The organism is Pseudomonas sp. R2-60-08W, from assembly GCF_003852335.1.
Classification (GTDB): domain Bacteria; phylum Pseudomonadota; class Gammaproteobacteria; order Pseudomonadales; family Pseudomonadaceae; genus Aquipseudomonas.
Genome location: NZ_CP027731.1, coordinates 1,391,247 through 1,406,211 on the forward strand (window position 1 = coordinate 1,391,247; position 14,965 = coordinate 1,406,211).

11 protein-coding genes are annotated in these 14,965 nt (G+C 59.6%); all 11 read left to right on the forward strand.

The window, feature by feature from the left end; all coding sequences use genetic code 11:
* The first annotated feature begins 29 nt into the window (after nt 1-29).
* The 11 genes from rseP to tilS all read left to right on the forward strand — a co-directional run bounded on the left by rseP (nt 30) and on the right by tilS (nt 14,720).
* Nucleotides 30-1,382: a sigma E protease regulator RseP gene (gene rseP, locus C4J90_RS06240; RefSeq protein ID WP_124361612.1), complete on the forward strand. Its 1,353-nt coding sequence runs from the start codon at nt 30-32 to the stop codon at nt 1,380-1,382.
* A gap of 74 nt (nt 1,383-1,456) precedes the next feature.
* Nucleotides 1,457-3,844: an outer membrane protein assembly factor BamA gene (gene bamA, locus C4J90_RS06245; protein ID WP_124414011.1), complete on the forward strand. Its 2,388-nt coding sequence runs from the start codon at nt 1,457-1,459 to the stop codon at nt 3,842-3,844.
* A gap of 45 nt (nt 3,845-3,889) precedes the next feature.
* Nucleotides 3,890-4,393: an OmpH family outer membrane protein gene (locus tag C4J90_RS06250; RefSeq protein WP_003172279.1), complete on the forward strand. Its 504-nt coding sequence runs from the start codon at nt 3,890-3,892 to the stop codon at nt 4,391-4,393.
* A gap of 3 nt (nt 4,394-4,396) precedes the next feature.
* Nucleotides 4,397-5,452, forward strand: a complete 1,056-nt coding sequence (gene lpxD, locus C4J90_RS06255) for a UDP-3-O-(3-hydroxymyristoyl)glucosamine N-acyltransferase (protein WP_124361614.1) — start codon at nt 4,397-4,399, stop codon at nt 5,450-5,452.
* Nucleotides 5,453-5,563: 111 nt separating this feature from the next.
* Nucleotides 5,564-6,004, forward strand: coding sequence for a 3-hydroxyacyl-ACP dehydratase FabZ (gene fabZ / locus C4J90_RS06260; RefSeq protein WP_003172281.1), 441 nt, complete (start codon nt 5,564-5,566; stop codon nt 6,002-6,004).
* Nucleotides 6,001-6,777 (forward strand): acyl-ACP--UDP-N-acetylglucosamine O-acyltransferase, encoded by a 777-nt coding sequence (lpxA, locus tag C4J90_RS06265; protein ID WP_124361615.1) that lies wholly within the window; start codon nt 6,001-6,003, stop codon nt 6,775-6,777. The genes fabZ and lpxA overlap by 4 nt, the downstream gene beginning before the upstream one ends.
* A gap of 2 nt (nt 6,778-6,779) precedes the next feature.
* The gene (gene lpxB, locus C4J90_RS06270; protein WP_124361616.1) at nt 6,780-7,919 is read left to right on the forward strand and encodes a lipid-A-disaccharide synthase; all 1,140 of its coding nucleotides are present in this window, start codon (nt 6,780-6,782) and stop codon (nt 7,917-7,919) included.
* A complete protein-coding gene (gene rnhB / locus C4J90_RS06275; RefSeq protein ID WP_124419431.1) occupies nt 7,916-8,548 on the forward strand; it encodes a ribonuclease HII in 633 nt (210 codons plus the stop codon). Before lpxB ends, rnhB begins: the two co-directional genes overlap by 4 nt.
* A 77-nt stretch (nt 8,549-8,625) precedes the next feature.
* Nucleotides 8,626-12,147 (forward strand): DNA polymerase III subunit alpha, encoded by a 3,522-nt coding sequence (gene dnaE / locus C4J90_RS06280; RefSeq protein WP_124361618.1) that lies wholly within the window; start codon nt 8,626-8,628, stop codon nt 12,145-12,147.
* A gap of 152 nt (nt 12,148-12,299) precedes the next feature.
* Nucleotides 12,300-13,247 (forward strand): acetyl-CoA carboxylase carboxyltransferase subunit alpha, encoded by a 948-nt coding sequence (locus C4J90_RS06285; RefSeq protein WP_016976871.1) that lies wholly within the window; start codon nt 12,300-12,302, stop codon nt 13,245-13,247.
* A 162-nt stretch (nt 13,248-13,409) separates the two neighbouring features.
* Entirely contained in the window at nt 13,410-14,720 is a 1,311-nt protein-coding gene (tilS, locus tag C4J90_RS06290; RefSeq protein WP_124419432.1) for a tRNA lysidine(34) synthetase TilS, read from the forward strand.
* Nucleotides 14,721-14,965: the final 245 nt, after the last annotated feature.

Sequence of the window (14,965 nt, forward strand, 5' to 3'; positions counted from 1 at the left end):
GGCATTGGATTGAAATGCGGAGAAATTAGATGAGTGCGCTCTACATGATTGTCGGCACCCTGGTTGCTCTGGGTGTGCTGGTTACCTTCCACGAATTCGGCCACTTCTGGGTGGCGCGTCGTTGCGGCGTCAAGGTATTGCGCTTTTCCGTCGGTTTCGGCATGCCGCTGGTTCGCTGGCATGATCGTCAGGGTACCGAGTTCGTGATTGCAGCCATCCCGCTGGGTGGCTATGTGAAGATGCTCGATGAGCGCGAAGGCGAAGTGCCTGCGGACCAGTTGGATCAATCCTTCAACCGCAAGACCGTTCGTCAGCGCATCGCCATCGTCGCTGCCGGCCCGATTGCCAATTTCCTGTTGGCGATGGTGTTCTTCTGGGTCCTTGCCATGCTGGGCAGCCAGCAAGTGCGTCCGGTCATCGGCGCGGTCGAGACGGGCAGTATGGCGGCCAAGGCCGGGCTGGTGGCAGGCCAGGAAATTGTTTCCATTGATGGCGAGCCCACCACGGGTTGGGGCGCGGTCAATTTGCAGTTGGTGCGGCGGCTGGGTGAGAGCGGCAGCGTCAATGTGGTGGTGCGCGAGCCGGATTCCAGTGCCGAAAGCCCGCGTGAGCTGGCCTTGGACCATTGGCTTCAAGGCGCTGACGAGCCGGATCCGATCAAGTCCCTGGGCATTCGTCCATGGCGTCCGGCGTTGCCGCCGGTACTCGCCGAACTGGACCCTAAAGGCCCGGCCCAGGCCGCAGGCCTGAAAACCGGCGACCGGTTGTTGGCCCTTGACGGCCAGGCGCTGGGCGACTGGCAGCAAGTGGTCGACCTGGTACGTGTACGCCCTGATACGAAAATTGTGCTGAAAGTTGAGCGCGAAGGTGCTCAAATCGACGTCCCTGTGACCTTGTCGGTGCGTGGTGAGGCTAAGGCTGCCGGGGGTTACCTGGGTGCCGGGGTCAAAGGTGTCGAATGGCCGCCATCGATGGTGCGAGAGATCAGCTTCGGGCCGTTGGCAGCGATTGGCGAGGGTGCTAAACGCACTTGGACCATGAGCGTGCTGACCCTCGAATCCCTGAAGAAAATGTTGTTCGGCGAGCTCTCGGTAAAAAACTTGAGTGGACCGATAACCATTGCTAAAGTGGCGGGCGCTTCTGCCCAGTCGGGTGTCGCGGATTTCCTGAATTTCCTGGCTTATCTGAGTATCAGCCTTGGAGTTCTGAATTTGCTGCCCATTCCAGTGTTGGATGGGGGGCATCTGCTGTTTTATCTGGTCGAGTGGGTGCGTGGTCGCCCCTTGTCGGATCGGGTGCAGGGTTGGGGGATACAGATCGGTATCAGTTTGGTGGTCGGAGTGATGTTGTTAGCTCTGGTCAACGATCTGGGACGACTGTAACGCTTCGCTGAATTGCGAATCTGCCGCATTTTGCGGCAGTTTGTTTATTGCCAGTTGGAATAAGAAAGGACTTCATGAAACGTCTGCTGCTAACTGCGGTTCTCACCGTATTGATGATCGCCGAAGTTCACGCCGAGTCCTTCACCATCTCCGATATTCGCGTCAACGGCCTCCAGCGGGTTTCCGCGGGTAGCGTCTTTGGTGCCTTGCCGTTGAACGTCGGGGAACAGGCTGATGATCGTCGCCTGGTGGAATCCACTCGTGCGCTGTTCAAAACCGGGTTCTTTCAAGATATCCAACTGGGTCGCGAAGGCAACGTCCTGGTTATCACCGTCGTCGAGCGGCCTTCCGTCGCGAGCATCACGATCGAAGGTAACAAGGCTATCTCCACTGAAGACCTGATGAAGGGGTTGAAGCAGTCGGGCCTGGCCGAGGGCGAGATCTTCCAGCGCGCCACCCTTGAAGGTGTGCGTAACGAGCTGCAACGCCAGTACGTTGCCCAGGGCCGCTACTCGGCAAGCGTGGAGACGGAAGTCATCCCACAGCCGCGTAACCGCGTAGGCCTGAAGGTCAATATCAACGAAGGCACCGTGGCGGCCATCCAGCACATCAACGTGGTGGGCAATACCAAGTTCGCGGATGAGGACCTGATCGACCTGTTCGAACTCAAGACCACCAACTGGTTGTCGTTCTTCAAGAACGATGACAAGTACGCCCGTGAAAAACTGTCCGGTGACCTGGAACGCCTGCGCTCCTACTACCTGGACCGTGGCTACATCAACATGGACATCGCTTCGACCCAGGTGTCCATCACCCCGGACAAGAAGCACGTCTACATTACCGTCAACGTCAACGAAGGCGAGAAGTACAAGGTTCGTGACGTCAAGCTCAGCGGTGACTTGAAAGTGCCTGAAGATCAGGTCAAGTCCCTGTTGCTGGTCCAGAAAGACCAGGTGTTCTCGCGCAAGCTGATGACCACCACCTCGGAGCTGATTACCCGTCGCCTGGGTAACGAAGGCTATACCTTCGCCAACGTCAACGGCGTGCCGACCCCGAACGATGAAGACCACACCGTGGACATCACCTTCGTCGTCGATCCGGGCAAGCGTGCCTACGTCAACCGCATCAACTTCCGTGGCAACACCAAGTCCTCGGACGAAGTGCTGCGCCGTGAAATGCGCCAGATGGAAGGCGGTTGGGCGTCGACTTACCTGATCGACCAATCCAAGACCCGTCTTGAGCGCCTGGGCTTCTTCAAGGAAGTCAACGTCGAAACCCCGGCCGTACCGGGTGTGGATGACCAGGTCGACGTGAACTACGCCGTCGAAGAGCAAGCCTCGGGTTCGATCACCGCCAGCGTCGGTTTCGCACAGAGCGCGGGTTTGATCCTGGGCGGTTCCATCACCCAGAACAACTTCCTCGGCACCGGTAACCGTGTATCCATCGGCCTGACCCGAAGCGAATACCAGAGCCGATACAACTTCGGCTACACCGACCCCTACTGGACTGCAGACGGTGTGAGCCTGGGCTACAACGCCTTCTACCGCACCACCGACTACAAAGACCTCGACGTCGACGTTGCAAGCTATGCGATCGACAGCCTTGGTGCCGGCGTCAACGTGGGTTATCCGATCAGTGAGACCTCGCGCCTGACCTTCGGCCTGACTGCGCAGCAGGATGAGATCAAGACCGGTGTGTACACCGTGGATGAAATTTTCGACTTCACCCGTCGTGAAGGCGACAAGTTCCTGAACTTCAAGGCGTCTGCCGGCTGGTCCGAGTCGACCCTGAACAAAGGCGTACTGGCGACCCGTGGCCATTCCCAGAGCCTGACTGCGGAAGTCACCACGCCGGGCAGCGACCTGTCGTTCTTCAAGCTCGACTACCGTGGCCAGTTGTTCCAGCCGTTGAGCGATAACTACACCATGCGCCTGCACACCGAGCTGGGCTATGGCGACGGTTATGGTTCGACCAATGGCTTGCCGTTCTATGAGAACTACTATGCGGGCGGTTTCAACTCGGTACGTGGCTTCAAGGACAGCACCTTGGGTCCTCGTGGTACGCCGAGTCGTGGTCAAGCGTTTACTGGTAACCAGGGCACGGAACCTGACTCGGACAACGACCCGCTTCCGTTCGGTGGTAACGTGCTGATCCAGGGTGGTGCGGAGATTCTGTTCCCGCTGCCGTTCGTCAAGGACCAGCGTTCCCTGCGCACCTCGGTCTTCTGGGACGTGGGTAACGTGTTCGACTCCAAGTGCGAGCAGATCAAGAACCCAAGTGGCTTGAAGTCCAACACCCAGTGCAACGATGTGAGCCTGAGCAATATGGCCAGCTCCGTCGGTGTGGGTGTGACCTGGGTGACTGCGTTGGGCCCGTTGAGCTTTGCTCTGGCCATGCCGATCAAGAAACCGGATAACGCTGAAACCCAGATTTTCCAATTCTCCCTTGGCCAGACGTTCTAAGCGTCTGACCTAAGATAACGACAACGGATTCTGTAGGAGTACATCGTGCGTAAGTTGACTCAATTGGTCCTGCTGGCCACTGTGCTGGTAACCACCCCGGCCTTCGCCGAAATGAAAATCGCCGTGCTGAACTATCAGATGGCCCTGCTGGAATCTGACGCGGCCAAGAAGTACGCCGTGGATGCAGAAAAGAAATTCGGTCCGCAACTGACCAAGCTCAAAACTCTGGAAAGCAGTGCCAAAGGCATCCAGGACCGTCTCGTTGCCGGTGGTGACAAGATGCAGCAAGGCGAGCGCGAGCGTCTGGAGCTTGAATTCAAGCAAAAGGCCCGTGACTACCAGTTCCAATCCAAGGAACTGAACGAAGCCAAAGCAGTTGCTGACCGCGAAATGCTCAAGCAGCTCAAGCCGAAACTCGACAGCGCTGTGGAAGAAGTCATCAAGAAGGGTGCCTTTGACCTAGTGTTCGAGCGTGGCGCCGTGATTGACGTCAAGCCTCAATACGACATCACCCGCCAGGTGATCGAGCGCATGAATCAGCTGAAGTAAACCATGACCGCGACCATCAAGCTCGGCGAGTTGGCCGAGTTCCTGGGGGCCACCTTGCGTGGTTCCCCGGAGAGAGACATTACTGGGCTAGCCACCTTGCAGGAGGCTGGCCCAGCTCAGTTGAGCTTCCTCGCAAATCCTCAATACCGTAAATACCTGGTCGATTGCCAAGCCGCAGCCGTGTTGCTGAAGGCCGCGGACGCCGAAGGGTTTATCGGGGATGCGCTGGTAGTGGACGACCCCTACCTGTGCTACGCGAAAGCATCGCACCTGTTCGATCCCAAGCCTAAGGCGGCTGGCGGTATTCACCCGACAGCAGTGATCGCCGAGGATGCCCAGGTCGACCCTGCGGCCAGCATTGGCGCCTTTGCCGTGATCGAGAGTGGCGCCCGTATTGGTGCTGGCGTCACCGTCGGCGCGCATTGCTTTATCGGCGCGCGTTGTGTAATCGGTGCCGACGGCTGGCTGGCTCCTCGCGTTACCCTTTACCACGATGTGCGTATTGGGCAGCGGGTGGTCATTCAGTCCGGCGCGGTGATCGGCGGTGAAGGCTTCGGCTTTGCCAACGCCAAGGGTGTCTGGCACAAGATCGCCCAGGTGGGCGGCGTGCTGATCGGCGACGACGTAGAGATCGGTGTCAACACTGCTGTCGATCGCGGGGCCCTGGCCGATACCGTGATTGGCAACGGCGTGAAGCTCGACAACCAGATTCAGATCGCCCACAACGTGCAGATTGGCGATCACACCGCGATGGCTGCCTGCGTGGGGATTTCCGGCAGCACCAAAATCGGCAAGCATTGCATGCTCGCCGGTGGCGTTGGGCTGGTGGGGCATATCGATATTTGCGACAACGTCTTCATCACCGGCATGACCATGGTCACTCACTCGATTACCGAGCCAGGGGCTTATTCATCCGGTACGGCCATGCAGCCAGCGGCTGAATGGCGTAAGAGCGCAGCACGTCTGAGGCAGCTCGACGACATGGCGCGACGTCTCAAACAGCTGGAAAAGCGTGTTGCAGACGTGACCCCTGGCGGTAATGCTTCATCAGAAGGCTGATACCATTTCCATATCAAGTGTGCACAGCCGCTAGACTGCCTCCTTGATTTGCTAGCGGGGCGTGCTTTTAGTCCGCCCGCCCCCAATCTTTATTACAGGCTTCCCCCCGAAATGATGGACATCAACGAGATTCGCGAATACCTGCCTCACCGTTACCCGTTCCTGCTGGTGGACCGTGTAGTGGACCTCAATGTTGAGGAAAAGCGCATTCGTGCCTACAAGAATGTCAGCATCAACGAACCATTTTTCAATGGCCACTTTCCTGCGCATCCCATCATGCCGGGCGTGTTGATCATCGAAGCAATGGCCCAGGCTGCCGGTATCCTTGGTTTCAAAATGCTCGACCTCAAGCCTGCCGACGGCACGCTTTACTATTTCGTGGGCTCCGACAAGTTGCGTTTTCGCAATCCGGTCACCCCGGGTGACCAGTTGATCCTGGAAGCCAAGTTCATCAGCTGCAAGCGCCAGATCTGGAAGTTCGAATGCCAGGCTTCGGTGGATGGCAAGCCAGTATGCTCTGCCGAGATCATCTGCGCGGAACGCAAACTATGAGTTTGATTGACCCTCGCGCAATCATCGATCCGTCGGCCGTACTGGCCGCCGACGTTGAGGTCGGCCCTTGGTCGATTGTCGGCGCAGGTGTGGAAATCGGCGAGGGGACTGTCATCGGGCCGCACGTGATCCTCAAGGGTCCGACCCGCATTGGCAAACACAATCGTATCTACCAGTTTTCCTCGGTAGGCGAAGACACGCCGGACATGAAGTACAAGGGTGAAGAAACGCGCCTGGTAATCGGTGACCACAACATCATCCGTGAAGGCGTGACCATCCACCGTGGCACCGTGCAGGATCGGGCCGAGACCACGCTGGGGGATCACAACCTGGTGATGGCCTATGCCCATATCGGCCACGATAGCGTGATCGGTAACCACTGTATCCTGGTCAACAACACCGCCTTGGCCGGGCATGTGCATGTGGACGACTGGGCGATCCTGTCCGGTTTTACCTTGGTGCACCAATATTGCCATATCGGCGCCCACAGCTTTTCCGGCATGGGCACCGCCATTGGCAAGGATGTCCCTGCATTCGTCACGGTGTTCGGCAACCCCGCTGAAGCCCGCAGCATGAATTTTGAAGGGATGCGCCGTCGCGGCTTCAGCGACGACGCGATCCAAGCCCTGCGCCGCGCCTACAAGACGGTTTACCGTCAAGGGCTGACGGTTGAGCAGGCCCTGACCGAACTGGCCGAGCCGGCAGCGTCGTTCCCGGAAGTCGCGGTGTTTCGTGACTCGATCCAGGCGTCGACTCGCGGCATCACCCGCTGACCATGGCTAAGTTGCGTATCGCACTGGTCGCCGGCGAAGCTTCCGGCGATATTCTCGGCGCCGGCCTGATGCGGGCCCTCAAGGTCCAGCACCCTGCCATTGAATTCATCGGCGTCGGCGGCCCATTGATGCAGGCCGAAGGCCTCACCTCCTACTTTCCGATGGAGCGCTTGTCGGTCATGGGTTTGGTAGAAGTACTGGGGCGCCTGCGTGAGTTGCTCGCGCGTCGCAAGCTACTGATCAAGACGTTGATCGAAGAAAAGCCCGACGTCTTTATCGGTATCGATGCCCCGGACTTCACCCTCAACATTGAACTCAAGTTGCGCCAGGCCGGGATCAAGACGGTGCACTATGTCAGCCCGTCCGTGTGGGCGTGGCGGCAAAAGCGCGTGCTCAAGATTCGTGAAGGCTGCGACTTGATGCTGACCCTGCTGCCGTTCGAAGCGCGGTTCTACGAAGAGAAGGGCGTGCCGGTGCGGTTTGTCGGGCATACCCTGGCCGATGCCATTCCTTTGCAGGCCGACCGTGCCGCAGCGCGTGCCGAACTGGGGTTGCCCGACGGCCCGCTGGTCGCGCTGATGCCGGGTAGCCGGGGCGGTGAAGTCGGGCGCCTGGGCGGCCTGTTTTTTGATGCCGCTGAACGTCTGCAAGCGCTCAAGCCGGGGATTCGTTTTGTGCTGCCGTGCGCGAGCCCGCAGCGTCGCGCACAAATCGAAACACTGCTTGAGGGGCGCAACCTGCCGTTGACCCTGCTCGACGGTCAGTCGCACCTGGCCCTGGCCGCATGCGATGCCGTACTGATCGCCTCGGGCACCGCCACCCTGGAAGCCTTGCTGTACAAGCGTCCCATGGTTGTGGCCTATCGCCTGGCGCCGCTGACCTTCTGGATTCTCAAGCGGATGGTCAAGAGCCCGTATATTTCTTTGCCCAATCTGCTGGCCCAACGGTTGTTGGTGCCGGAGTTGTTGCAGGACGATGCTACGCCCCAGGCACTTGCACAGACGCTGCTACCCTTGATTGACGGTGGCGAAGAGCAGACCCGTGGTTTCGATGCTATTCACCGCACTCTGCGGCGTGATGCCTCGAACCAGGCGGCTGATGCCGTGTTGAACTTGATCGGCCATAGACAGGAAGCCTTATGAGTACGCAGATGGGCCTGGATTTCAGCCTGGTTGCACAGGCCCACGAACTGGTCGCCGGTGTCGACGAAGTCGGGCGCGGCCCGCTGTGCGGTGCGGTCGTAACGGCGGCAGTGATTCTCGACCCGAGCCGTCCGATCCTTGGTCTCAATGACTCGAAAAAGCTCACCGAAGCCCGCCGTGAAAAACTCTATGACGAGATCTGTGAGAAAGCCCTGAGTTGGCATATCGCCCGGGCGGAAGTGGAAGAAATCGATACGCTGAACATCCTGCACGCCACCATGCTTGCCATGCAACGTGCGGTTGAAGGGCTGCATATCACGCCCAGGCTGGCGATGATCGACGGCAATCGTTGCCCTCAGCTGGCGATGCGCGCTGAGGCCGTGGTCCAGGGCGACAGCAAGGTGCCGGCGATTGCGGCGGCGTCGATTTTGGCCAAGGTCAGCCGCGACCGCGAAATGGCGGCGTTCGACTTGATTTACCCCGGCTACGGCATGGGCGGTCACAAAGGCTACCCGACGCCCGTTCATCTGGAAGCCTTGGCGCGACTCGGCCCTACGCCGATCCATCGCCGCTCGTTCGGCCCGGTGCGCCAGGCTTATGAGCTGCGCGAGAGCCTCAGCGAGGTGTAGTCGCGAGGCTGATGTTTTGCTCAAGGCCCGGTACAATCCCGGGCCTTGTTGTTTCCACGTTACTGCACAGGATCACTATGCCGGCTTCATTCGTTCATCTACGCCTGCACACTGAATACTCCCTGGTCGACGGCCTCGTACGGATCAAACCGCTGGTCAAGACCCTGGTGGGCATGAACATGCCAGCGGTAGCGGTTACCGACCAGAACAACATGTGTTCCCTGGTCAAATTCTACAAAAACGCCATGGGCGCAGGTATCAAGCCGATCTGCGGCGCCGACCTGTGGCTGTCCAACAAGGATCCGGATAACCCCCTGAGCCGCATCAGCCTGCTGGCGATGAACGGCGTGGGTTATCGCAACCTGACCGAACTGATTTCCCGTGGCTTCATCGATGGTCAGCGCAACGGCTCGATCATCATCGAGCGCGAGTGGGTCGCACAAGCCAGCGAAGGCTTGATCATGCTCTCGGCCGCCAAAGAGGGCGAGATCGGTATCGCGCTGCTCGGCGGCAACCCGCAGGAAGCCGAAGTGCTCGCCCGCGAGTGGATGCAGGTGTTCCCTGACCGCTTCTACCTGGAAGTGCAGCGCACCAATCGCCCCAACGATGAAGAGCACCTGCACGCCGCCGTGGCCCTGGCCGACAAGCTGGGCGCGCCGCTGGTGGCAACCAACGATGTGCGTTTTATCAAGAAGGAAGATTTCGAGGCCCACGAGACCCGCGTGTGCATCGGCGAGGGCCGGGCCCTGGATGACCCGCGTCGCTCCAAGAACTACAGCGAAGAGCAGTACCTCAAAAGCGCCGAGGAAATGGCCGAGCTGTTCAGCGACTTGCCCGAGGCCTTGGAAAACTCCGTCGAGATCGCCAAGCGCTGCAATATCGAAGTGAAGCTGGGCAAGCACTTCCTGCCCAACTTCCCGATACCCGATGGCATGACCATCGACGAGTACTTCCGCAAGGTCTCGTTCGACGGCCTGGAAGAGCGGCTCAGCGTGCTGCTGCCTAAGGACACCACCGAAGACTACGAAGCCAAGCGCCAGGTCTACGTCGACCGGCTGAATTTCGAGCTGGATATCATCATCCAGATGGGGTTCCCCGGTTACTTCCTGATCGTGATGGACTTTATCCAGTGGGCCAAGAGCAACGGCGTACCGGTCGGTCCGGGCCGGGGGTCAGGTGCTGGCTCGCTGGTGGCCTACGTGCAGAAGATCACCGACCTCGACCCGTTGGAATATGACCTGCTGTTCGAACGTTTCCTCAACCCGGAACGGGTTTCCATGCCCGACTTCGACGTCGACTTTTGCATGGACGGTCGCGACCGCGTGATCGAATACGTGGCCGAAAAATACGGTCGCAATGCGGTCAGCCAGATCATCACCTTCGGTTCCATGGCGGCCAAGGCAGTTATCCGCGACGTGGCACGGGTGCAGGGCAAATCTTACGGCCTGGCCGACCGCCTGTCGAAGATGATCCCGTTCGAAGTGGGCATGACCCTGGAAAAAGCCTACGAACAGGAAGAGATTCTGCGCGACTTTATCAAGGTCGATGAAGAAGCCGCCGAAATCTGGGACATGGCACGCAAGCTCGAAGGCGTGGTGCGTAACGTCGGTAAACACGCCGGTGGCGTGGTGATTGCGCCTACCAAGCTGACCGACTTCTCGCCGATCTACTGCGATGAAGAGGGCGGCGGCCTGGTGACCCAGTTCGACAAGGATGACGTGGAGGCGGCCGGCCTGGTGAAGTTCGACTTCCTCGGCCTGCGCACCCTGACGATCATCGACTGGGCGCTCAAGACCATCAACCGCGACCGCGCCAAGGTCGGCGAGGAACCGCTGGATATCGCCTTTATCCCGCTGGACGACAAGCCGACCTACAGCCTGCTGCAAAAAGCCGAAACCACTGCGGTGTTCCAGCTTGAGTCGCGCGGCATGAAGGAGCTGATCAAAAAGCTCAAGCCCGACTGCCTGGAAGACTTGATCGCACTGGTGGCCCTGTTCCGTCCTGGGCCGCTGCAATCGGGCATGGTGGATGACTTTATCAACCGTAAGCACGGCCGCGCCGAACTGGCGTACCCGCACTCCGATTACCAGTACGAAGGCCTCAAGCCGGTACTGGCGCCCACCTACGGCATCATCCTGTATCAGGAACAGGTGATGCAGATCGCCCAGGTGATGGCGGGTTACACCCTCGGCGGTGCGGACATGCTGCGTCGCGCCATGGGTAAAAAGAAACCCGAAGAAATGGCCAAGCAACGCGGCGGTTTCATCGAGGGCTGCGCCACCAACAATATTGACGCGGATCTGGCCGGTAACATCTTCGACCTGGTAGAGAAATTCGCCGGTTACGGCTTCAACAAATCCCACTCCGCTGCGTACGGCCTGGTTTCGTACCAGACCGCCTGGTTGAAAGCCCACTATCCGGCGCCGTTCATGGCCGCGGTACTCTCGGCGGATATGCACAACACCGACAAGGTCGTGACCTTGATCGAGGAAGTGCGCACCATGAAGCTGCGCCTCGACGCGCCGGACGTGAACGCCTCGGAGTTCAAGTTCACGGTGAACGACGAAGGCCGCATCATTTATGGCCTCGGCGCGATCAAAGGCGTGGGTGAGGGGCCGGTGGAAGCCATCACCGAGGCGCGTCAGGACGGGCCTTTCAAGGATCTGTTCGACTTCTGCGCACGGGTTGACCTCAAGCGTATCAACAAGCGCACCCTCGATGGCCTGATCCGCAGCGGTGCGCTGGACCGTCTCGGCCCGTATTTCCATGATGAGCCGAAGGCTTACCAGGCCAATATCGACCGCAACCGCGCGGTGTTGCTCACCGCCATGGAAGAAGCGATCAAGGCCGCCGAACAGACTGCCCGTACCCATGACAGCGGCCACGCCGACCTGTTTGGCGGACTGTTCGTCGAAGAAGATGCGGATGTGTATGCCAACCACCGCAAGGCCAAGGAGTTGACTCTCAAGGAACGTCTCAAGGGTGAGAAAGACACCTTGGGCCTGTACCTCACGGGTCACCCGATTGACGAGTACGAGGGTGAGATTCGCCGTTTCGCCCGTCAGCGCATCATCGACCTGAAGCCGGCCCGGGATACCCAGACGGTTGCCGGCATGATCATCGCCTTGCGGGTGATGAAAAATAAGAAGGGCGACAAGATGGGTTTTATCACCCTCGACGACCGCTCGGGCCGGATCGAAGCGTCACTGTTTGCCGACGCGTTCCACTCCGCCCAGTCGCTGCTGCAGACCGATGCCATGGTGGTGGTGGAAGGGGAGGTCAGCAACGACGACTTCTCCGGCGGCCTGCGCCTGCGCATCAAGCGCGTGATGAGCATGGAAGATGCGCGTACCAACCTGGCCGAAAGCCTGCGCCTGAAGGTCAAGACCGAAGCACTCAAGGGCGATCAGCTACGCTGGCTGGGTGACCTGCTCAAGCGTCACCGTGGTGCATGCCCGGTAACCATGGAGTACACCGGCAACGACGCCAAGGCCATGCTGCAGTTTGGCGAGACCTGGCGAATTGATCCCGCTGACGGCTTGATTCAGGCATTGCGTGACCAGTTCGGCCGTGACAACGTCTTTCTCCAATACCGCTGATGGCCAGGCGCTTGCTTTTCCCTGAAGAGTATTCGCCTGATCTCGGCCAAACATTTAATCTCGACCTAAACGCGCCTCTCCCTTAAGGTAGGGCGCGAATAGACAACCGGCTGGCCAGGCACCCCTTGGCCGTCGACCCAAGACGGACGCTTATGAACCCGAATTTTCTTGATTTCGAACAGCCGATCGCTGACCTGCAAGCCAAGATCGAAGAGCTGCGCCTGGTCGGCAATGACAATTCGCTGAATATCGGCGATGAGATCGCCCGCCTGCAAGACAAGAGCAGCACGCTCACCGAAGACATTTTCGGCAAGCTGACCAGCTGGCAGATCGCGCGCCTGGCTCGCCACCCGCGCCGTCCGTACACCCTGGACTACATTCAGCACATCTTCACCGAGTTCGACGAGCTGCATGGCGACCGCCACTTCTCCGACGACGCGGCCATCGTGGGCGGTATCGCTCGGCTGGACGACCAACCGGTGATGGTGATCGGCCATCAGAAAGGCCGTGAAGTGCGCGAAAAAGTGCGTCGCAACTTCGGCATGCCGCGTCCGGAAGGCTACCGCAAGGCTTGCCGCCTGATGGAAATGGCCGAACGCTTCAAGATGCCAATCCTGACCTTCATCGACACCCCGGGTGCCTACCCAGGTATCGATGCCGAAGAGCGCAACCAGAGCGAAGCGATTGCCTGGAACCTGCGCGTCATGGCGCGCCTGAAAACCCCTATCATCGCGACTGTGATCGGTGAAGGCGGTTCCGGCGGCGCATTGGCCATTGGCGTCTGCGACCAACTGAACATGTTGCAGTATTCGACCTACGCGGTGATTTCGCCGGAAGGTTGCGCCTCCATTCTGTGGAAAACCGCCGAAAAGGCGCCGGACGCTGCTGAGGCCATGGGCATCACCGCTGATCGCCTCAAGGGCCTGGGGATCGTTGATAAAGTCATCGCCGAGCCACTGGGCGGCGCGCATCGTGATCCGGCTGCGGCTGCGGCGACTATCCGTGCCGAACTGGGCTCGCAACTGGCGATGCTCAAGAAGCTGGATAACGAAGCGCTGCTGGCCCGTCGTTACGAGCGCCTGATGAGCTACGGTCTCTAAGCCGACGCCGTAACTCCATGTGGGAGGGGGCTTGCCCCCGATTGCTGAGTGTCAGTCACCGCATCTGGTGGCTGGTCCACTGCCATCGGGGGCAAGCCCCCTCCCACATTTGCTTTGTATGTGTTCGGCCAACGTATTCTAGGGTTGCGGCGGTACTATCTGATGAAGCCACTTTTATCCGCCAAACTCCTGAAAACCCTGGCCCCCTGGTGCAACGCCCCGGCCTGGCATGTCGCTTTTTCGGGTGGCCTCGATTCCACCGTCCTGTTGCATCTCTTGGCCTCTCTGGCAAACATTCCTCCTCTGCGTGCTGTGCATGTTCACCATGGTTTGCAAACTGCCGCTGACGCCTGGCCCGGCCATTGTCAGCGAGTATGTGACGGCTTGAACGTGCCCTTGCGGGTGATGCGCGTGCAGGTACCGCCCGGCGCCAGCCTTGAGCGCGCGGCCCGTGATGCGCGTTATCTGGCCTTTGCCGAGGTGACCGGGGTAGGGGAGGTGCTGCTCACCGGCCAGCATCGCGACGATCAGGCTGAAACCCTGTTGTTCCGCCTGTTGCGCGGCGCCGGGGTGCGTGGGCTTGCGGCAATGCCCGCGCATCGCGCTTTGGCGCAAGGTCATCTGGTGCGCCCGCTGCTGAATGTCACCCGTGTCGAGCTGGAAGCCTACGCCCAGGCCCATCATTTACAGTGGATCGAAGACCCTTCGAACGCTGATCCGCGTTTCTCCCGTAATTATCTGCGGCACCGCGTCTTCCCGGTGCTGGCGCAGCGCTGGCCTCAAGTGGTGTCAAGCCTGGCCCGCACGGCTGAACATCTGGAGCAAGCCCAAGGCTTGCTCGATGAGCTGGCCGCCATGGACCTGCAGCGCGCCGATCAACCTTCGTTGTTTTCCTGGTTGCCTTTGCGCTCCCTGGCTATTACGCCCTTGCGCGAGCTTTCCGATGCACGCCAGCGCAACGCGCTGCGCCATTGGCTGGCTCCACTCACCCGCCTGCCCGACAGCGACCACTGGGCTGGCTGGTATTCCATGCGCGATGCCAAGGATGATGCACAGCCCCTATGGCGTCTGGCTGACGGCGAGTTGCACCGCAGCGGCGAGCGCATCTGGTGGCTGCCCTCTACATGGTCGGAATTTTCCGACGCATCGGTGAGCTGGCCCGATCCGCAAAAACCATTGGAGTTACCCGGCAATGGTCAGTTGAAACTGATTGGCGGGGCGCCTGAAGGTCCGCTGGAAATCCGCTACCGCCAGGGCGGTGAAGTCATCGAAGTGCCAGGTCGTGGCCGGCGCGACCTGAAGCGCCTGCTCAATGAGTGCGGCATGCCCGGGTTTGTCCGTGGCAGATTGCCGCTGCTGTATCGGGGCGAGCGATTGCTGGCTGTCCCAACGCTTGCGGGGCTATGGGCCAGCACGTCGAACGACTGGCAATTGCATTGGTTGCCACAGACCTGCGATCAAGGTTTGAGCTGATAGAGCCTTTCCGGTAGACTACGCTCCCTTCTTGATACAACTTCTGTGGATTCGCCTGAATCGCAGCAGTTGCCGATTACCAAGCAGTCTTTGCTGGGCGATTCCAAAAAATGTGTAGCGATCAACGTACCGGTGTTCCATTGCTGGTCTGTCACAACGCGGCGGTTTTTTTGAAAGGTGCACTGTGATTAATGCAGGTGATCGGGGGCTTCGGCCTCTCTTCGCTTTCCCCGGCGGCTCGTACC